The sequence below is a fragment of the Ruegeria sp. BA2 genome (genome assembly GCF_056539605.1).
The window spans coordinates 224,130-243,678 of record NZ_JBQFVE010000001.1; the positions used below are offsets into that span (position 1 = coordinate 224,130).

General features: G+C 57.0%; 18 protein-coding genes and 1 tRNA gene. 12 read left to right on the top strand and 7 right to left on the bottom strand.

Features of this window, described 5'->3' with window-relative positions; genetic code table 11:
- Positions 1 to 43: 43 nt before the first annotated feature.
- Genes ACR0NN_RS01105 through fabI form a run of 3 tightly spaced genes read right to left on the bottom strand, consistent with a single transcriptional unit; the run spans position 44 to position 2,581 of the window.
- Positions 44 to 1,219: an aminotransferase gene (locus ACR0NN_RS01105; RefSeq protein WP_170718868.1), complete on the bottom strand. Its 1,176-nt coding sequence runs from the start codon at positions 1,217 to 1,219 to the stop codon at positions 44 to 46.
- A gap of 40 nt (positions 1,220 to 1,259) precedes the next feature.
- Positions 1,260 to 1,769, bottom strand: coding sequence for a xanthine phosphoribosyltransferase (gene gpt, locus ACR0NN_RS01110; protein WP_170683723.1), 510 nt, complete (start codon positions 1,767 to 1,769; stop codon positions 1,260 to 1,262).
- Positions 1,770 to 1,774: 5 nt separating this feature from the next.
- Positions 1,775 to 2,581, bottom strand: coding sequence for an enoyl-ACP reductase FabI (fabI, locus tag ACR0NN_RS01115; protein ID WP_170683724.1), 807 nt, complete (start codon positions 2,579 to 2,581; stop codon positions 1,775 to 1,777).
- A 134-nt stretch (positions 2,582 to 2,715) separates the two neighbouring features.
- On the opposite strand from fabI, the gene pdxH reads away from it, so the two are divergent.
- From pdxH to ACR0NN_RS01135, 4 genes are all read left to right on the top strand, one after another.
- Positions 2,716 to 3,321: a pyridoxamine 5'-phosphate oxidase gene (gene pdxH / locus ACR0NN_RS01120; RefSeq protein WP_170718869.1), complete on the top strand. Its 606-nt coding sequence runs from the start codon at positions 2,716 to 2,718 to the stop codon at positions 3,319 to 3,321.
- Positions 3,322 to 3,442: 121 nt separating this feature from the next.
- On the top strand, positions 3,443 to 3,970 hold the full coding sequence (locus ACR0NN_RS01125) for a cold shock domain-containing protein (protein ID WP_170718871.1): 528 nt from the start codon (positions 3,443 to 3,445) through the stop codon (positions 3,968 to 3,970).
- 7 nt (positions 3,971 to 3,977) lie between these two features.
- Positions 3,978 to 4,445 carry a DUF192 domain-containing protein gene (locus ACR0NN_RS01130; RefSeq protein WP_170718874.1) on the top strand — a complete coding sequence of 156 codons (468 nt, stop codon included), beginning with the start codon at positions 3,978 to 3,980 and terminating at the stop codon, positions 4,443 to 4,445.
- Positions 4,446 to 4,488: 43 nt separating this feature from the next.
- A tRNA-Pro gene (locus tag ACR0NN_RS01135) sits at positions 4,489 to 4,565 on the top strand.
- A 9-nt stretch (positions 4,566 to 4,574) separates the two neighbouring features.
- Here ACR0NN_RS01135 and ACR0NN_RS01140 read toward each other — a convergent pair.
- On the bottom strand, positions 4,575 to 5,009 hold the full coding sequence (locus tag ACR0NN_RS01140) for a hypothetical protein (RefSeq protein ID WP_170683727.1): 435 nt from the start codon (positions 5,007 to 5,009) through the stop codon (positions 4,575 to 4,577).
- Between the two features lie 547 nt (positions 5,010 to 5,556).
- Between ACR0NN_RS01140 and ACR0NN_RS01145 the strand changes: the two genes are divergently transcribed.
- Together ACR0NN_RS01145 and ACR0NN_RS01150 are read left to right on the top strand one after the other, a co-directional pair.
- Positions 5,557 to 9,174 carry a vitamin B12-dependent ribonucleotide reductase gene (locus tag ACR0NN_RS01145; protein ID WP_170718876.1) on the top strand — a complete coding sequence of 1,206 codons (3,618 nt, stop codon included), beginning with the start codon at positions 5,557 to 5,559 and terminating at the stop codon, positions 9,172 to 9,174.
- A gap of 546 nt (positions 9,175 to 9,720) precedes the next feature.
- On the top strand, positions 9,721 to 9,966 hold the full coding sequence (locus ACR0NN_RS01150; RefSeq protein WP_170683729.1) for a CREC-EF hand family protein: 246 nt from the start codon (positions 9,721 to 9,723) through the stop codon (positions 9,964 to 9,966).
- A gap of 54 nt (positions 9,967 to 10,020) precedes the next feature.
- Here the strand turns inward: ACR0NN_RS01150 and ACR0NN_RS01155 are convergent, their stop codons facing one another.
- Positions 10,021 to 11,565 carry a trimethylamine methyltransferase family protein gene (locus tag ACR0NN_RS01155; protein WP_170718878.1) on the bottom strand — a complete coding sequence of 515 codons (1,545 nt, stop codon included), beginning with the start codon at positions 11,563 to 11,565 and terminating at the stop codon, positions 10,021 to 10,023.
- 413 nt (positions 11,566 to 11,978) lie between these two features.
- Here ACR0NN_RS01155 and ACR0NN_RS01160 point away from each other — a divergent pair, with 413 nt between their 5' ends.
- Positions 11,979 to 12,497 (top strand): outer membrane beta-barrel protein, encoded by a 519-nt coding sequence (locus ACR0NN_RS01160; protein WP_170718880.1) that lies wholly within the window; start codon positions 11,979 to 11,981, stop codon positions 12,495 to 12,497.
- Positions 12,498 to 12,537: 40 nt separating this feature from the next.
- On the opposite strand, the gene ACR0NN_RS01165 is transcribed toward ACR0NN_RS01160, so the two are convergent.
- Entirely contained in the window at positions 12,538 to 12,882 is a 345-nt protein-coding gene (locus ACR0NN_RS01165; protein WP_170718883.1) for an MmcQ/YjbR family DNA-binding protein, read from the bottom strand.
- Between the two features lie 217 nt (positions 12,883 to 13,099).
- Between ACR0NN_RS01165 and cysS the strand changes: the two genes are divergently transcribed.
- Genes cysS through ACR0NN_RS01180 form a run of 3 tightly spaced genes read left to right on the top strand, consistent with a single transcriptional unit; the run spans position 13,100 to position 16,909 of the window.
- Entirely contained in the window at positions 13,100 to 14,497 is a 1,398-nt protein-coding gene (gene cysS / locus ACR0NN_RS01170; protein ID WP_170718885.1) for a cysteine--tRNA ligase, read from the top strand.
- A complete protein-coding gene (gene cimA, locus ACR0NN_RS01175) occupies positions 14,497 to 16,131 on the top strand; it encodes a citramalate synthase (protein ID WP_170718887.1) in 1,635 nt (544 codons plus the stop codon). Before cysS ends, cimA begins: the two co-directional genes overlap by 1 nt.
- A gap of 1 nt (position 16,132) precedes the next feature.
- On the top strand, positions 16,133 to 16,909 hold the full coding sequence (locus ACR0NN_RS01180; RefSeq protein ID WP_170718889.1) for a squalene/phytoene synthase family protein: 777 nt from the start codon (positions 16,133 to 16,135) through the stop codon (positions 16,907 to 16,909).
- A 2-nt stretch (positions 16,910 to 16,911) separates the two neighbouring features.
- Here ACR0NN_RS01180 and ACR0NN_RS01185 read toward each other — a convergent pair whose 3' ends face one another.
- Positions 16,912 to 18,138 carry an MFS transporter gene (locus ACR0NN_RS01185; protein WP_170718892.1) on the bottom strand — a complete coding sequence of 409 codons (1,227 nt, stop codon included), beginning with the start codon at positions 18,136 to 18,138 and terminating at the stop codon, positions 16,912 to 16,914.
- Between the two features lie 98 nt (positions 18,139 to 18,236).
- On the opposite strand from ACR0NN_RS01185, the gene ACR0NN_RS01190 reads away from it, so the two are divergent.
- Both ACR0NN_RS01190 and ACR0NN_RS01195 read left to right on the top strand, forming a co-directional pair.
- Positions 18,237 to 18,869, top strand: coding sequence for a DNA-3-methyladenine glycosylase 2 family protein (locus tag ACR0NN_RS01190; RefSeq protein WP_170718894.1), 633 nt, complete (start codon positions 18,237 to 18,239; stop codon positions 18,867 to 18,869).
- Positions 18,866 to 19,531, top strand: coding sequence for an alpha/beta fold hydrolase (locus tag ACR0NN_RS01195; protein ID WP_170718896.1), 666 nt, complete (start codon positions 18,866 to 18,868; stop codon positions 19,529 to 19,531). Before ACR0NN_RS01190 ends, ACR0NN_RS01195 begins: the two co-directional genes overlap by 4 nt.
- Positions 19,532 to 19,549: the final 18 nt, after the last annotated feature.

Consider the following 19,549-nt stretch of genomic DNA (forward strand, 5'->3'; position numbering starts at 1 on the left):
CGGTTGCGGCCCTGAATACGATGCGTGCAGCCGGGGGGCAAGCTTAGAAGGACAGGGCCTTCAAACGGTCGAACAACTGCGCGATTCCTGCGCGATCGAGATTGGCAAAGGCGATCCGGACCTGTCGCTTTCCAGCGGGGTCGTGTTCGGGCATGAACATGGTCCCGGGCAACAGTAGAATGCCGGCATCGGGGACCAATTGCCGGGCCAGTTCGTCCGATGCAATCTCAAAGGGATGTTCGAGATAGGCGAAATACGCCCCCAGCCCCAGAAGGCACCAGCCCTGTGCTTCAATCAACGGCATCCCTTCGGAAATAGCAGCCCGCCGATCAAGGATCTCTTTGCGTTCGCCCGCAACCCATTGAGACAGGTTCTGCATTCCCCAAAGCGCTGCGAACTGCCCAATCTGGCCAGGGCAGATGGCGACCGTGTCCAGAAATTTCTCAATCTCAGCTAATAGCGGAGCGCCCGCAGCAATGGCACCCACGCGATGTCCGGTCAGCCGATAGGCTTTTGAGAACGAATAGAGATGCACGAATGTCTCGTCCCAGTCCGGTTGCTGAAACAAGTCATGCGGAGCCCCGGTTCGGCTGTCGAAATCGCGGTAGGTTTCATCGACCAACAGCCGAATTCCCGCCTCTTGCGCAAGGTCATAGAAGCGGCGCACCAATTCTGAAGGATATTCCACGCCGCCGGGATTGTTCGGCGACACCAACGCGATTGCCCGTGTTTTGCCTGTGATCAGCGCACGCGCCTGTTCCGGATCAGGCAACAAATCATCCCCGGTGGGCAAATCAATCGCTTTGACCCCGGCCATATCCAACCACATTTTATGGTTGAAATACCAGGGAGTTGGCAGGATGACCTCATCACCCTGATCCGTGATCGCGGATATTACGGCCGAGAAGGCCTGATTGCAGCCCGAGGTGATCGCAACCTGATCTGCCGAAACTTTTGCTGCATAGTGCGCGCTGATCTGAGCTGCGAGTTCAGATCGCAAATCATCATTGCCCAGAACCGGACCGTAAAGATGAGCGCTGTCTTGGCTGACCGCAAACTCAGCCATGGCCTGCCGCAGCGCGAGCGGCGGAGGATCAACAGGGGCGGCCTGACTGACATTGATCAACGGACGGTCGACCGTGAATTCGACCCCTTCAAGCCAACGCCGCGCCTCCATCACCGGAGGGGCAAAGGTGGCAGCGGTGCGGGTCAATGTCATAGTGAGTCCGTGAATTTAGTGCTCAAGCTGTAACGCTTGCTTAATCTGTACCCCGATAGGGTTCGACATATTGCAGGGCCATATCCCATGGGAAGAATATCCAAGTGTCCTGGCTGACCTCGGTGATGTAGGTATCCACCATCGGACGCCCTTTGGGCTTGGCATAAACCGTCGCGAAATGCGCGTTGGGATACATTTCGCGCACCAGTTCCAGCGTTTTGCCGCTGTCGACAAGGTCGTCGATAATCAGAATGCCGGTGCCATCCCCCATCAATTCAGCGTTGGGGGCCTTGAGAACCTCGGCCTCGCCTTGCGACTGATGGTGGTATGATTTCACGCTGACTGTGTCGACGGTACGGATATCCAGCTCGCGGCTGACAATCATCGCAGGGGCCATGCCGCCACGGGTAATTGCCACAACCGCTCGCCATGCACCATCATCTGGTCCTTGCCCATCCAAACGCCAGGCCAGCGCACGTGAGTCGCGATGAATCTGGTCCCAACTGATGTGGAAGCCTTTTTCGTGGGGCAGGCGGTCCTTGGCGCTCATGGTTTTTATCCTTTTTCCACGTCCGGCGCATCAACCGCCTTCATGCCGACGATGTGATATCCCGAATCTACGTGAAGATTCTCACCGGTCACCCCGCTGCTGAGATCCGACAGCAGGTAGAGGGCTGATTTACCGACGTCATCGATGGTCACATTTCGGCGCAACGGCGAGTTATATTCGTTCCACTTCATGATATAGCGAAAATCGCCGATGCCGCTGGCGGCCAGTGTCTTGATCGGGCCCGCGGAAATCGAATTCACGCGAATGCCGTCTTTGCCTAGATCCTCGGCCAGATACTTGACCGACGCCTCAAGGGCAGCTTTGGCAACACCCATCACATTATAATGCGGCATGACCTGCTCGGCACCGTAGTAGGTTAGGGTGACCGCACTGCCACCTTCGTTCATCATCTTTTCCGCGCGTTGCATAACGGCAGTGAAAGAATAGACCGAAACATCCATGGTAAGGTTAAAGTTCGCGCGCGAAGTATCAACGTAGCGCCCGCGCAGCTCGTTCTTGTCGGAAAAACCGATGGCGTGAACAACAAAGTCCAGCTTGCCCCATTTCTCTTCAAGGGCGCTGAACAGTTCATCGATAGATGTTTCGTCGCTGACGTCACAGGGCAAAACAATCTCGCTGCCCAATTGTGCCGCCAAGGGATCGACGCGTTTTTTCAGAGCATCCCCCTGATAAGAAAAGGCCAGTTCGGCCCCGGCGTCGGACAAGGCGCGGGCTATCCCCCATGCGATTGATTTGTCATTGGCCAGTCCCATGATGAGGCCGCGTTTTCCGGCCATCAACTGATTTGACATCTTCGGTTCTCCGCCTGTCGTCGCATTGTGTTTGGTTGGTTTATGCCATTGATTGTCCTGCTTCAAGGCCATGCGCTCTTGCCCGCAGCGGGTTCTCGCCTTAGGGTCGGGTTAATTATTTCCAGGGGATGGAAATGAACGAGCATAATGGCATCTTCGCCGGGGCGGATCCGTTCGAAATAGCGGGTCGGTGGCTGGCTGAGGCAGAGAAAAACGAACCGAATGATCCGAACGCGATTGCGCTGGCAACCGTGGATTCGCAAGGCTTGCCAAATGCGCGCATGGTCCTCTTGAAAGAGATCGAAAAAGAAGCATTTGTCTTTTATACAAACTATCACAGCGCCAAGGCGCAGGAGTTGGATAGTGCCCACAAAGCTGCATTTGTGATGCATTGGAAATCTTTGCGGCGTCAAATACGTGTTCGTGGTATGATAACCAAAGAGGATGGGCTGAAGGCCGACGAATATTATACATCGCGCTCGCTCAAAAGCCGTTTAGGTGCGTGGGCATCGCGCCAGTCAGAGCCTTTGGATAGTCGCGCGACGTTGATGGCTGAGGTGGCGAAGGTGACTGCGAAACTGGGAACCAATCCACCGCGCCCCGATTTTTGGGGAGGATATAGAATCTCGCCTGTCGAGATAGAATTCTGGGCCGATGGCGCCTTCAGGTTGCATGACCGGTTTCAGTGGAAACGACCGAGTGTTGATTCCGACTGGCAAGTGCAGAGGTTGAATCCATGACGTTCGCGTGTCGCGAAATGCAACTGGTTGCAGATAAAAGCTTTTTTCGGCTTGAATTTGCGGGCCAATACCATAAACAACAAACCCTTAACGACCTACGTATTATCGTAATGGGAAAACAGTGCCAGAAGATCTGAACAGCATGTATCGCGTCCGTGGACACGTTAAATGGTTCGACCCCGCTAAGGGGTACGGATTTGTTGTGTCCGACGAAGGCGGCCCGGACATTCTGTTGCACGTAAATGTGCTGCGGAACTTTGGCCAAAGCTCGGTTGCTGATGGCGCCGGCATTGAGATCATGACGCATAAAACTGATCGCGGCGTTCAGGCCGTTGAGGTGATCAGCGTCGATCCGCCCTTGCGCGCAGAAACCATGATGCTGGCCGATTTTGCCGAGCTTGATCCAGCCGTGATTGGCAGCGCCCCACTTGAGGCCGCGCGCGTCAAATGGTTCGACAAGGGTAAGGGTTTTGGCTTTGCCAATGTGTTTGGCAGCAGCGAAGATGTGTTCCTTCATATCGAGGTGTTGCGGCGTTCGGGCCTTGCGGATCTGCAGCCTGGCGAGGCGTTGGCGATGCGTGTCATCGACGGTAAACGCGGACGGATGGCTGCGCAGGTTCTGGCCTGGGAAGCGGCCCTTAACGATTAGGTTTCGAATGATCAGAACGACTTTGGCACTGGTGTTCCTGTCGTTTTTGTTAAGTGGGATCGCACAGGCCGAATGCCGACCTGACCGCGTTGAATTGCGAAACGATCTGGCCCAGGTCCGATTTGACATCGAATTGGCGGTAACTCCGGAAGAACGCTCTCGTGGGCTGATGTTTCGCGAAAGCATGCCCGGCAGATCCGGGATGTTGTTTATCTTCGATCCCCCGCAACGCGTTGCGTTTTGGATGAAGAACACGCTGATTCCCCTAGATATGATTTTTGTTGATCGCGCAGGCACTGTGACCCGCGTTCATGAGGGTGCGGTTCCAGGAGATCTGAGCCCGATTGAAGGCGGAGATTCGGTTTACGCGGTGTTGGAAATCAATGCGGGTCTCGCTGAGCGCTATGGTATTCGGCCCGGAACGCAGATGCGCCACGAAGTTTTTTCGCAAGGTCCTGCAATTTGGCCCTGTTAGGGCTTTTCAAATCAGATTGGCGCGTTTAGGAAGGCGCACGGTCCGGGGCGTGGCGCAGTCTGGTAGCGCACCTGTTTTGGGTACAGGGGGTCGTAGGTTCGAATCCTGCCGCCCCGACCATTCCTTCTCTTACACTGGCGTACCGCCATAGTCGGTGTAGAGGCGGGAAAAATCCCTGTCCAATTCTTCGCTTTCGATGGGTATCCTCAGGGTTGAGCCATCTTTCTGCGGAACCAAGAAGAACAGATCGGCATCGACTCGGTACCCCGCTTGATTCTTGGTTGAACTGAGCCGCGTGACGATTTGCGGCAGGTCTTGCGCATATCCATTGAAATTGAGAATCAAATAGGCTGTTGCCTCGGGCGAAAGCGTTTCGCGGCATTCAAAGCTGCTTGCTGCGTTCTTGATGTACTTGTCGCCCGGGCCAGCGCAGTCGGTTTTGAACGAATTGAACAGACTCTGTGGGTATCCGGCGAACTGGGCGCTGCGTGACCCTTCGGGGGTTTCCTGTGCTGTACAGGACACGATTAAGCCCACAATAGTTAACAACGAAATCAAACGCATGTTGAATAGTTTTCCCATCCAGAAATGTCGTGGTCTTCTGACTATGGCATGCGCTTTGTTGTCGTGACGATGATTCTCTCAACATGCCCTTAACGCCGGATTGGATGATCAATTGCCTCTAACTGTGGCGGAAAAAACGAAAATTCATCCTGACAAGCCAAAGGTAAATTCTGTGTCGCACGGGGACATCTCTGTGGAGGAATCGTGATCCGGCGAATTTCCGCCGGTTCGTCAAAAAGGGTCAAGCTAAAAGAATCCGAAAATGACCAAAAAAGCCCGTTGACCAACTATGGGAATATACGTCAGATTGTATAGGCCAAAACACGAGCCACTAAATCTGGTAGGCAATGACCGGAAAAGGGCATCGGGCGAGGGACGGATAACAAACCAGTATGACGTGAACCCGCAGTTAGGGTTCTGCGCGGCTTAAGGCGGCGTCCGGTCTCTTGCGTCTTGAATTAGTTGGGCAAAGCGGGCGGCACCCCGCGACATCGAAATTCAGTGCCGAGAATGAAGATTTGGACAGATCGAAGCTGGGGCAGCGGACATGAAGATTGAAAGAAAATTTACCAAACCGGGACAAGATGCATATGCCGAACTGGATTTTGTGTCCGCGACCTCTGAGATTCGGAACCCCGACGGCACGATTGTTTTTCGCCTTGATGGTATCGAGGTTCCTGCGAAGTGGAGCCAGGTGGCCAGCGACGTAATCGCACAGAAATACTTTCGCAAGGCAGGCGTTCCATCCAAGCTGAAGAGAGTTAAGGAAAAAGACGTTCCTGAATTCCTGTGGCGCTCGGTTCCTGCAGACGATGCCGAGTTTGATGGCGAAACATCATCCAAGCAGGTGTTTGACCGTTTGGCAGGTGCCTGGGCCTATTGGGGCTGGAAAGGCGGTTACTTCTCGACCGAGGAAGACGCGCGGGCTTACTTTGACGAGATGCGCTATATGCTTGCAACTCAGCGCGCCGCTCCGAACTCACCGCAGTGGTTCAACACCGGTCTGCACTGGGCTTATGGGATCGACGGGCCGGCGCAGGGTCACCACTATGTCGATTACAAAACCGGCAAGCTGACCAAATCGAAATCCGCCTATGAGCATCCTCAGCCGCATGCATGTTTCATCCAGTCCGTCGATGATGATCTGGTGAACGAAGGCGGCATCATGGATCTGTGGGTGCGCGAGGCGCGCCTGTTCAAATACGGCTCAGGCACCGGGACCAACTTTAGCCACTTGCGCGCAGAAGGTGAGGCGCTGTCGGGTGGCGGCAAGTCCTCGGGCCTCATGGGCTTTCTCAAGATTGGCGACCGCGCCGCTGGCGCGATCAAATCAGGCGGGACAACCCGTCGGGCAGCAAAGATGGTAATCGTCGATGCAGATCACCCCGATATCGAGCAATTCATCGAATGGAAGGTGATCGAAGAGCAGAAAGTGGCCTCGATCGTTGCCGGATCGAAGATGCACGAGAAGATGCTGAACGGCATTTTCGAGGCCATTCGCTCGTGGGACGGCGCTGCTGATGACGCCTATGATCCGAACAAGAACGACAGCCTGAAAAAGGCTGTTCGTGAGGCGAAAAAGATCGCCATCCCCGAGACTTACATCAAGCGCGTTCTGGATTATGCGCGTCAGGGTCACGACAGCATCGAATTCCCGACCTACGACACGGATTGGGATTCGGAAGCCTACAGCTCGGTCTCGGGTCAGAACTCAAACAACTCGATCCGTGTGACCAATGCGTTCCTGACCGCTGTTGAGAAAGACGCGGATTGGGAGCTGATCAACCGGACCGATGGCAAGGTTGCCCGCACCGTAAAGGCGCGCGATCTGTGGGAAAAGGTGGGCCACGCCGCTTGGGCCTGTGCCGATCCGGGCATTCAGTTCCACGACACCGTCAACGAATGGCATACATGCCCCGAAGATGGTGAGATTCGCGGCTCGAACCCGTGCTCGGAATACATGTTCCTCGATGACACAGCCTGTAACCTGGCGTCGATGAACTTGCTGACTTTCCTTAAGGATGGTGAGTTCCAGGCGGCAGACTATATGCATGCCTCGCGTCTGTGGACGCTGACGCTGGAAATCTCGGTGACGATGGCGCAGTTCCCGTCTAAGGAAATTGCGAAACTGTCTTATGACTTCCGCACCTTGGGTCTGGGCTATGCGAATATCGGCGGGCTGCTGATGAACATGGGCTATAGCTATGACTCGGACGAAGGCCGGGCCATCTGTGGCGCGTTGACTGCGATCATGACCGGTGTGGCCTATGCGACTTCGGCCGAAATTGCTGGTGAGCTGGGTGCCTTCAAAGGGTACGAGCGCAATGCAGATCACATGCTGCGCGTCATCCGCAACCACCGCCGCGCGGCGCAAGGTGTAACCGAGGGTTATGAGAAACTGGCGGTAAAGCCGGTGCCTCTGGACCACGGAAACTGCCCCGACAAGCGTCTGGTGGATCTGGCCATGTCGGCCTGGGATGAGGCGCTGAGCCTCGGCGAGAAGAACGGCTATCGCAACGCGCAGGCCACCGTGATCGCGCCGACCGGTACCATCGGTCTGGTGATGGATTGCGACACCACTGGGATCGAGCCGGACTTTGCGCTGGTCAAGTTCAAGAAACTAGCCGGTGGCGGTTACTTTAAGATCATCAACCGCTCGGTGCCTTCTGCGCTGGAAAAGTTGGGCTATTCCTCGTCTCAGATTGAAGAGATCGTGGGTTACGCGGTCGGTCACGGCACCATCGGCAACGCGCCGGGGATCAACCATACCTCGCTGACCGGTCACGGCTTTGGCCCCAATGAGCTGGCCAAGGTGGATGCCGCACTGGAAAGCGCGTTCGACATCCGGTTCGTCTTCAACCAGTGGACACTGGGCGAGGACTTCTGCACCGGCGTGTTGGGCATCCCGGCGACCAAGCTGAACGACCCAACATTCGACCTGCTGCGGCACCTGGGCTTTACGAAGGCTGATATCGACGCCGCAAATGACCATGTCTGCGGAACGATGACGCTGGAAGGTGCACCGCATCTGAAGGAAGAGCACTATTCGATCTTCGATTGCGCCAACCCGTGCGGCAAGAAAGGCAAGCGTTTCCTTGGGGTTGACAGCCACATTACCATGATGGCTGCGGCACAGAGCTTCATCTCGGGCGCGATCAGTAAAACGATCAACATGCCCAATGACGCGACCATCGAGGATTGCCAGAAGGCCTATGAACTCAGCTGGTCGCTGGGTGTGAAGGCCAATGCCCTGTACCGTGACGGCTCGAAACTGTCGCAGCCTTTGGCAGCAGCGCTGGTCGAGGATGACGACGAGGCGGCGGAAGTGCTGGAAAGCGGTTCGACGCATGAGAAAGCTGTCGTTCTGGCCGAGAAGGTGATCGAGAAGGTTGTGGTCAAGGAAATGATCCGCAGCCACCGCGAGAAGCTGCCGCATCGCCGCAAGGGCTATACCCAAAAGGCAATCGTCGGTGGCCACAAGGTCTATCTGCGCACCGGTGAGTTCGAAGATGGCAAGCTGGGCGAAATCTTCATTGACATGCACAAGGAAGGCGCTGGCTTCCGGGCGATGATGAACAACTTCGCCATCGCCGTGTCGGTTGGCCTGCAATACGGCGTGCCGCTGGAAGAGTTTGTGGATGCCTTTACCTTCACCAAGTTCGAACCGGCGGGGATGGTGCAAGGCAACGACTCGATCAAGAACGCGACGTCGATTCTTGATTACATCTTCCGCGAACTGGCCGTGTCTTATCTGGACCGCACCGATCTGGCGCATGTGAAGCCCGAAGGCGCGACGTTCGACGATCTGGGCCGAGGCGAAGAAGACGGTTTGTCAAATGTCTCGGAGATCAGTGAAAGCGCGGCCACCAAGTCGTTGGAAGTGCTGAAACAAATCAGTTCAACTGGCTATTTGCGCAAGCGTCTGCCGCAGGATCTGATGGTTTTCAACGGTGGTCAAGCCGACGTGACGGGCATGGCTGAAACCGCAGCTACGTTCGAAGCACCGGCTGAAACAGCCGTCGCAACCAGCATGGACGCACGTACCAAAGCCAAGATGCAAGGGTACGAGGGTGATCCCTGCGGGGAATGCGGAAACTACACGCTGGTGCGCAACGGCACCTGCATGAAGTGCAACACCTGCGGCGCGACAAGCGGGTGTAGCTGAGTTTAGCGCCCCGGCAACCCGGGGTGCAGGGGTCGGATCGCTGCCACAAGCACCGACCCCGACGAATACGGAGCAAGGCGCTGAGACTTACCTTCGATGCCTCGCTCCACTCGGTCGACATGCCCGTGTTGGCCGGGAACAGGGTGGGGCGGAATATTTGCTCCCTCCCACTCTCTCACGGGGCGGGTGCGCTCGCCCCATGCGCAGTCCAGGCCGCAGGCAAAAAAACACCGGGCGGTCAACGAAATGAGCCTGGAAGGCGAAACTGACAGGGGGCTTCGGCCCCCTTTCTTTTTTCAAGTCCGAGTCGCGGTTTTTGGGCAAGGCCTTGCCTGATCCCTCTGTTTGGATCGGGCAAGAGTTGCCGAAACCGGTGTTGAGCATTTCGCCCGGCAAGCCTCCGCAGATGCGACTCGGGCAAACACGCAGAGATTGGCGCGTCTGCAGCAAAATCAATCTGAGCGGGTGACGTTTCAGGTGAGTGGCGTTTTTCTGGCGCCTGTCCGGACGCAAACACTCAGGAAAAACCTAATCAGGAGGCATAACATGAAACCGCAAAAATTGCTCGTAATCTCGGCACTGGCATTTGGCTTGCCAACTTTGGTGCACGCACAGAGCGCAGCTGACGTAAACGGCGATGGCGTTCTGACAATCGACGAGGTCAAGGCCGTGGTGCCCGATGTCGATGCAGAGGGCTTTGCCCAAATGGATGCGAACGGCGATGGCGCGCTGGACCAGGATGAGATCACAATTGCCCAGCAAGCGGGTCTGCTGCCGTTAACCGATGGCTAGTCCACATTAAATACGAGCGGCCCGAATTTTTCGGGCCGCTTTTTATTCAAGAGCTTATGCGGGCAAGTAAATGTTGAATCTGTCGCGAAGTTCAGCATCCAGCAGTGGATCGAATCTGGCCGGTGACGGGTTCGCCAAAATCTCTTCTTTTCGTTTCACGGCTTTTTCGATCAGATCTGGCTTACCAAGTTCGACCCATTCCTTCGGCGACGATCTGTCTCCAAAGGTCGGATAGACATAATCCGCCTGCATGCGCCCTAATGTTGCATCAGTGCCAAGATAATGACCGGGCCCGCCCATGCAGACCTCGGCCATTTGATCCAACGCCAATGTCTCGTCGGTTACCTCTATCCCGCGCACGCAGCGCTGCGCTTGCCCGATCAGATCGTCGCTAAGGATCAAGCTTTCATGGCAAAACCCAAGCAAAGAGGCGTGCATGCCGGCGGCCTCATACACCATGTTCAGGCCTGCAAGCCCAGCCATGACATTTGAGCACATCTGCTCCCAACCGGCCTGCATATCGGGCAATTTCGCATCAGAAGCACCCGCGGCAGCACCGCCCGGCAGATTGTAGAATTGGTGCATTTGCGCGCAACCAGCGGTCAGCAGCGCTTGTTCTCCCGAGCCGATTGACATCGCGCCTGTGCGCAGGTCCAGACCAAAGGGCCAAGTGCCAAAGATCGCTGGAGCACCTGCCTTTACGGCGTTTACATAAACCAAACCGGCAAGGCATTCTGCCGTCGCTTGAGTGATTGCACCAGCGACGGTTGAGGGCGCGGTGGCTCCGGCCATGCCGGCCGACAGCAACAGTACCGGCATTCCGGCCTTGATGCACTCTTCCATCACCTCACAGCTTTCGGTGGCGAACTTCATCGGCGGCACCACGAAGCAGTTGGAGTTGGACATGAATGGCCGCTCGCGCCATTTGTCCTCACCACCGGCGATCATGTGCAGCATCTCGATGGCCGGGGCCACATGGCTGGGCTCGGTAAAGGATGTGCCAATATGTTTGAACGTGCCTGAGGTGGTGGCGTAGACCGTGTTCAGGTCCATCTCGAGGTTGTCTGCAATGTCGCGGCACACCATTGGGCGCTGAACAAAATGAATGTTTTCAAGCTGTTCACAGATTCGGGTGGCGTCATGCAGGTCCTGCAGAGTCGAATCGCGGTATTCCTGGCCGTGCACATCAACCATGCTGACTGCAGCCCCGGCGGTGCCATAGTGGACCCGGGTGCCTGACAGCTCCAGATCCGATTTGCCATCCCGACTGTACAGCGTGACCGAGCGATTGGCCTCGGCGATGGTGTCTTCGACCAATGCACGTGGAAAGCGAATGCGGCCATCGTCGCCCAGCGAGCATCCCGCAGCCACAAGGTAGTCGATGCCGCTCTGGGGCGCGTCCGCAAGGCCGATGGTCTCAAGCGCGGTCAGTGCGGCCTGATGGATACGCTCGATCTGTGCTTGGGTCAGTACCTTAAGCGTCCCACCTTCCATACCTGGCCGAATAGGGCGCAGATGTTCAGGGAGTGCCGACGCACGGGCCGCACGACGCGCGGCGCGACCACCGCTGCGTGATGAATTTCGGGTTTGTTCGTTCATGTTTGATTTCCGGTCGAAAAAGTACCTATTGGGTGCGTGTACTCAGACCGAGGTTGGCCGCCCTCGTGCCGCACGCCCGCGATCCGCACCAATGGTGCGGCTGACCAGACGGATTTTCCAAACTTCGTTGTGCATCAACTTCCTCAGTTTGATGTCGGCATTGTTTCAAGGCGTCAAAGGACAATCTGTTCTGTTTGCGACTCTGTCGTAGTTTTCTTTTGCTGTCCGTCAATTTCAATCGGCAGCAAATCCTCGTGTTCAAATGTTTTTTCCCCATCTGGGTAAGAATCTGTTAATCTACGCATAGTTATTTGGTTTTGAACCCTTTGTTAAAGCAGATGCATGGGCCAACAGATCACCAGATCTTGGTCCTTTGTATGCGCCCAACCGGCAACGGATGATTGGAGGTCTGCATGAAGTCTTTGACGGCCGCACTTGCCGCAGCCCTGATATCAGGGGCCGGGTCGGTCGTTGCAGAAGACTGGACAGGGGCCTATGCCGGTTTCAGCTTTGGATATGCAGATGTTGATGGGTCTGGCGGCGCTGGTGGCAGTGGTGCCAGCTTTGGACCTCTGATCGGGTACGACTACGATTTCGGAAGTTTCGTGCTGGGCGGTGAGTTGGAATACAACCGCCTGAACCTTGATCTTGGGCAGTCTGACGGCCGATTGGACAGCATGTCACGGCTCAAACTGCGGGGCGGCTACGATTTTGGTTCGACGCTGGGGTATGTTGTTGTGGGAACGGCGCGGGCCAGCACCTCGGGTGACAGTGATACCGCAGCAGTCTACGGGATTGGGGTTGCCTATCCGCTTGGTGATCGATTTGTCATCAGCGGCGAGGCGTTGCGGCAGGACTTTGATGACATTCCGGAATCGGGGGGAAGCCTCGATTCAAATGTGTTCAATCTGCGCACCACATTTCGTTTCTAAATTGTTGTGCATGAGTGGTTCGGCTCAACTGATCTAACCGTCAACTTCGCGGCGACAGGCCTGCCTGAACTTTCTTGGTCAAAGAAGCGCGGACAATGTCATATGAGGCGAGCAGGCGATGTTGCATCTCGTCCGGATCTGTCTCCCACGGCAAGCGAACCCAGCTGCGGTGGAAGTAGGGCGCTTTGGTAACAATCCCGGCGTCGATCAGCATCTGAGCGGTTTCGATATCCGGGGTCTTGACTGAAACCCCATCTCCGACAGCGCCTACGCAGGCGAACATTTTGCCGCCCACTTTCCATGCATCGTGTCCACCGCCCCAAGGGTCGGACAGCTCGGCACCAGGCAGATCGACACAAACGGAGTTGATGTATTCGCGGGTCATAGGGGCAGGGTGCCGATGTTGCCGAAAAAACTCAAGACTTGGCTCAACTGAGAACTCATGCTACCTACAGGCCATGAACCAGAGAACCTGCATCATTATCTGCTGCATTACCTGCTGATTTCTCAAGCGGGCCGGTTTCTTTCGTTTTCATCTCTGAGACAAGTTGCTAAGCCCTCGCCAACGCGTGACGTATATGCTGTTTCAGGAGCACGACCCGATGACGACGATCAAACTGCACAACACAAGGACACGGACGAAAGAGGATTTCGTTCCGATCGATCCCGAAAATGTGCGGATGTATGTCTGTGGCCCGACCGTCTATGACCGGGCCCATCTGGGAAATGCGCGGCCCGTGGTTGTGTTTGACGTGCTCTACCGAATGCTGCGGCACGTCTATGGCGCTGATCACGTGACATACGTGCGCAATTTCACCGACGTGGATGACAAGATCAACGCCACTGCACTGTCACGTAAACAGGCCGGGGCCGAAGGGTCTTTGGAGCAATTGGTGCAGGAGCGTTCGGACGAGACGATTGGCTGGTATCTGCACGATATGGGCGCGCTTGGGGCGTTAGAGCCCAACGCGATGCCGCGCGCCACGGAGTATATCAGCCAGATGGTCGCGATGATCGAAGATCTGATCGCCAAGGGGCATGCCTATGCCGCCGAAGGTCATGTGTTGTTTGCCGTGGACAGTTGGAAAGACCGCTATGGCGCGCTTTCGGGTCGGTCCGTTGACGACATGATTGCCGGGGCGCGGGTTGAGGTGGCGCCTTACAAGAAAAACCCGATGGATTTTGTATTGTGGAAGCCCTCAACCGATGAGTTGCCTGGTTGGGACAGTCCGTGGGGTCGGGGGCGTCCGGGCTGGCATATCGAGTGCTCGGCCATGAGCTATGAGCTGCTGGGTGAGAGTTTCGACATTCATGGCGGCGGTAACGATTTGATGTTCCCGCACCATGAGAACGAGATCGCGCAAAGTTGCTGCGCGCACCCTGAGGGCGAGTTCGCCCGGGTCTGGATGCACAACGAGATGCTGCAGGTCGAAGGGAAGAAAATGTCCAAATCTCTGGGCAATTTTTTCACTGTGCACGACCTGTTGGAGCAAGGCGTGCCCGGTGAGGTGATCCGGTTTGTATTTCTACAGACCCATTATCGCAAGCCGATGGACTGGACCGAAAAGAAGGCGCGCGAAGCCGAGGCAACATTGCGCAAATGGCGGGCGCTGACAGCGGGCATCGAGCCTGCCGCCAGCGCGGCACCGGCAGTGATCGACGCGCTTGGGGATGACCTGAACACGGCGGGTGCCATTGCGGAGCTTCACCGGCTTGCTGCGGAAGGAGACGCTGCCGGGCTGCTCGCAAGTGCGCAAGTTGTTGGGCTCTTGTCCGATGATTTGGGCGCTTGGGCAGATACCGATACTGTGGATCTGAGCTCTTATGCAGATCGGCTGGCCGAGGCTCGCGCCGTTGCAATGCAGAGCAAAGACTTTTCGGAGGTCGACCGGCTCAAAGCAGCTTATGTCGCGGCGGGCCTTGAAGTTCGAATGAGCAAAGAGGACGTCGAACTGGTTCCGGGCGCTGGGTTTGATGCTGACAAATTGGAAGATGTGTGATGACCAAAGAACGCCTCTACCTCTATGACACGACGCTACGCGACGGGCAGCAGACGCAGGGCGTGCAGTTCTCGACCGCCGAAAAGGTGCAGATCGCGCAGGCTTTGGATGCGCTGGGTGTGGACTATATCGAAGGCGGCTGGCCCGGAGCGAACCCGACGGACAGTGCGTTTTTCGAAGCTGCGCCAAAGACGTCTGCTCGCCTGACCGCCTTTGGCATGACCAAGCGATCGGGACGATCGGCAGAGAATGATGATGTGCTGGCGGCGGTGATGAATGCCGGTACGTCTGCGGTCTGTCTGGTTGGCAAGTCGCATGACTATCATGTGACCCATGCGCTTGGGATCGAGTTGGAGGAAAACACCGAGAATGTCCGCGCCTCGGTTGCGCATATCGTGGCACTGGGGCGGGAGGCTCTGTTTGATGCCGAGCATTTCTTCGATGGCTACAAGGACAATCCCGACTATGCCATCGCAGTCTGTCGTGCAGCGTTAGAAGCCGGTGCGCGGTGGGTGGTGTTGTGCGACACCAATGGCGGTGCCCTTCCGGCTGAGGTTGGGCGCATCGTGTCCGAGGTGATTGCTGCAGGTTTGCCGGGGGATCGACTGGGCATTCATACGCATAACGATACTGAAAACGCGGTGGCGTGTTCATTGGCTGCAGTGGATGCAGGCGCGCGGCAAATACAGGGCACCCTGAATGGGTTGGGCGAGCGGTGCGGCAATGCCAACTTGACCGCTCTGATCCCGACGCTGATCCTGAAGGAGCCCTATGCCTCGCGCTACGAGATTGGCGTGAAACCCGAGGCATTGGCCGGGCTGACCCGGATCAGCCGGATGCTCGATGATATTTTGAACCGCGTGCCCAGCAAGCAGAGCGCTTATGTCGGCGCCTCTGCCTTTGCACACAAGGCCGGGCTTCACGCGAGTGCGATCCTCAAAGACCCGTCGACTTATGAGCATATTGACCCGGCAAGCGTGGGCAATGCGCGTATCATCCCGATGTCGAACCAGGCGGGCCAGTCAAATCTGCGCAAGCGGTTGATGGATGCGGGCTTGACGGTCGAGCCCGGTGATCCGGCTTTGGGCCGCATTCTGGATCGGATCAAACTGCGTGAAGCCGAGGGTTATTCCTATGACACGGCTCAGGCGAGTTTCGAACTGCTGGCCCGCGATGAGCTAGGACAGTTGCCGGAGTTCTTTGAGGTCAAGCGCTATAAGGTGACCGTTGAGCGCCGGAAGAACAAATACAACAAGATGGTCAGCCTGTCTGAGGCGGTGGTTGTCGTTAAAGTGGATGGCGAGAAAAAGCTGTCGGTCAGTGAGTCTCTGGACGAAAGCGGCAGCGACCGGGGGCCGGTGAACGCGTTGGCGAAGGCTCTGGCCAAGGATCTGGGACAGTATTCGCAGATACTGTCAGATATGCGGCTAGTCGACTTCAAGGTGCGTATCACCCAAGGCGGGACCGAGGCGGTGACCCGCGTGATCATTGACAGCGAAGACGGGCAAGGGCGGCGCTGGTCCACCGTTGGCGTAAGCGCGAACATAATTGATGCCTCGTTCGAGGCGCTGCTGGATGCGATCCAGTGGAAACTGGTCAGCGATTGCGCCCCGCACTCAGCGGCTGCTGAATAACGTGGAATTCGACGACGACATCAAGGCTTGTGCAGCGCTTGTCCATCGGGCCGATCCTGATCGCTTTATGGCGGCCATGGCCGCGCCGGTCGAGGCTAGAGCGGTTCTGTTCCCGATTTACGCGCTGAACGTCGAAGTAGCTCGTGCCCCTTGGGTGACGCAGGAAAGCATGATCGCAGAAATGCGCCTGCAATGGTGGCGCGATGCGCTGCAGGAAATCGCTGAAGGCCCAACCGTGCGCCGGCACGAGGTCGTCACACCTTTGTCGCGCGTCCTATCTCCGCATTTGGCGGCAAGTTTGGATGAATACATTTCTGTAAGACGTTGGGATATCTATCGTGATCCGTTTGAGGATGGGGCGCATTTCGATGCCTACATCAATCATAGTGCTGGATCGCTGATGGTTGTTTCCGCGCAGGCTTTGGGGGCTTCTGATGAAGCCGTGTTACGCGATTTTGGTTATGCCGTGGGCGTTGCGAACTGGCTGCGGGCGATCCCCGAGCTTGAGGCGCGGGGGCGCATCCCCTTGTTGGACGGAACCCATCACGGAGTTCGTGCGCTGGCGCAAAAGGCGCTGGACCGATTGGCGCGTGCGCGATCTGCGCGGACCGAGGTTTCGAGACAGGCTCGGCCTGCGCTGTATGCCGGGTGGCAAAGTGAGTGGGTGCTGCAAACCGCATTGGCCCGGCCAGAGCGTGTGGCCGCAGGAGCGTTGATGCAGGGTGAGATTCGTCGCAGGTTTACCTTGATGAAAGCAGTCGCAACCGGGCGCTGGTGAAATCAAGCCGCTTGCGGGTCCGAGGGCCGCATCACCAACCACAACAGCGCGCCGCCAGCTAGCGTCAGTAGTGGGATCATCGCCAGGTTTACGGCTGTCCAGCCTTCAACGGCCGAACCGCCTGAGCAGTTCATCAGACCGCCAGAGGCCAGAGAGGCAAATGTCACGCCGCCAAAGACCAGAAGGTCATTCAGGCCCTGCATCCGTCCGCGCTCGTGCACCTCATGCGAGTCTGCCAACATGCTGGTGGCCCCGATAAAGCCGAAATTCCAACCGATTCCCAGCAGGATCAGGGCGACGAAGAAATTGCCCAGATCAACCCCTTGCAGGGCGACGATGCCCGCGCCACCTAGAATAGCCAGACCGAGGGCCACAATCTTCTCAACCCCAAACCGCGCGATCAGGTGGCCGGTGAAGAAGCTGGGAATATACATGGCCAGCACGTGGCTGGTTACGATATCAGCCGCGTCGCCTTCGGTATATCCGCATCCAACAACGGCCAAAGGTGTTGAGGTCATTACGAGGTTCATCAGAGCGTAGGAGACCATGGCGCAAATGATCGCCACAGCGATGCGCGGGGTTTTCAGCAGCTCTAGTCGAGTCCGGCCTTTGGGCTCGTCTTCGGTTGGTTTCGGCGGGGTCGGGATGTCCAGGAAGAAGAACAACACGGAGCCCAAGACGTTGATTGCAATCACTGCCAGATACGTGCCCAAAAATGGGACCACATATGCCTGTGAGGTCAACTTGACGATCTGAGGACCGATGATGGCAGCTGCAAGGCCTCCCGCCATAACGTAGGAAATTGCTTTGGGTCGATATGCGTCCGATGCGGTGTCGGCGGCTGCAAAGCGATAGAATCCATGCGCGCTCATATAGATACCGGTCAGCAAGCTGCCCAGCAGAAAGATCGGGAATGAGCCGAGATAAAGGCCATAGGCCCCGATGATGCCACCCGCAGCACCCGCGGTTGATCCCACAAGAAATCCTGCGCGGCGTCCCCAGCGCTGCATGATCGCCGAGATCGGCGTCGCCGCAAGCATTGATCCCAGAACGATCAGCGAAATGGGCAGTGTCGCAAGGCAGACATTGCTGGCCAGGGATTGCCCGGCGAGGCCGCCAACGATGAACATCATCGGCATCTGCGCGCCCAGAATCGCCTGCGCCGCCACCAATACGGCGACGTTGCGTTTGGCCTGACTGTCGTTGGGGGTGGCAGCGATCATTGTCATGGGCGAATGGTTATCTAGGATTGAGACTCGGCACAAGCGGGTTGCATATGCGGCACATCCGCCTAACGTGCGGACAAGGATCACTTATCGGAGAGCGCATGTCCGTTGGACGCATCATCGAGACACCGGACTGCGTGACGGAAGGGGCCGAGTGGCTGGCGGGGGCCTGCCCACGGATGGCTTACGCGATGGAGCAAACCGGTCCTTTGCCATTGCGGCGGAAGCCTGACGGGTTTGCCCAACTGCTCAGCGCGATTGTCAGTCAGCAGGTCAGTGTGGCCTCGGCCAATGCGATCTGGAAGCGGTTGCAGGAGGCGAAACTTACCGGCCCGCGCAAGATCATGTGGGCCACCGATGATGATCTGCGCGCTGTGGGTCTCAGCCGTCAGAAGATTCGCTATGCCCGCGCGCTGGCCGAGGCGCGGATTGACTATGACGCGCTGCGTGACGCGCCGGATGACGAGGTGGTTGCGGTTTTGACCCAGGTTCCGGGGATTGGCGTCTGGACCGCTGAGATTTACGCAATGTTCTCGCTGGGCCGCGCTGACGTCATCGCGCCGGGGGATTTGGCATTACAGGAGGCCGCGCGCATCCTTTACGATCTGCCAGAACGACCAAAAGACAAAGAGTTACGCAAGATGGCTGAAGCGTGGTCGCCCTGGCGATCGGTTGCGGCGCGCGTGTTGTGGGCCTATTACCGGGTCGCAAAAGACAGAGAAGGGATCAGATGACACGGGTTTTGAACGCGCTGAGGAAAGAGCCGGTTTCGGGGGATACACGCTCGGTCGTGGTGTTCGTGCATGGCTATGGCGCCAATGGAGCTGACCTGCTGGGTCTGGCTGATCCGCTTGGGGAACATCTGCCGGATACGTTGTTTGTTGCACCCGATGCGCCCGAGCAAATCCCCGGTATGCCCAATGGGTTTCAATGGTTTCCGATTCCATGGATCGACGGGTCCTCGGAAGAAGAAGCCCGCCGAGGCATGGAAATGGCGGTTGAGGATTTCAACGCGTTCCTAGATGCATTGATGGTGGACGAAGATGTCTTGCCCGAGCAGGTCGTTCTGTTTGGTTTCAGCCAGGGCACGATGATGAGTCTTTATGTTGCCCCACGTCGTGAGGACCCTGTGGCCGGGATCGTCGCCTTCTCGGGCCGATTGCTCGAGCCTGATCTGCTGCCAGATGAAACTGTCAGTCGTATGCCAATTCTGCTGGAGCACGGGGATGCTGACGATGTCGTGCCACCTCAATCTCTGCCTGAGGCTGCCGAGGCATTGCAAGCCGCCGATTTCAAGGAGGTCTATGCCCACGTGATGAAAGGCACTGGCCATGGGATTGCACCGGATGGGCTGAGTGTGGCGCTAGCCTTTATGCGGGACAAGCTGAGCCTCTAACCTAAAGGCGTTTACCAA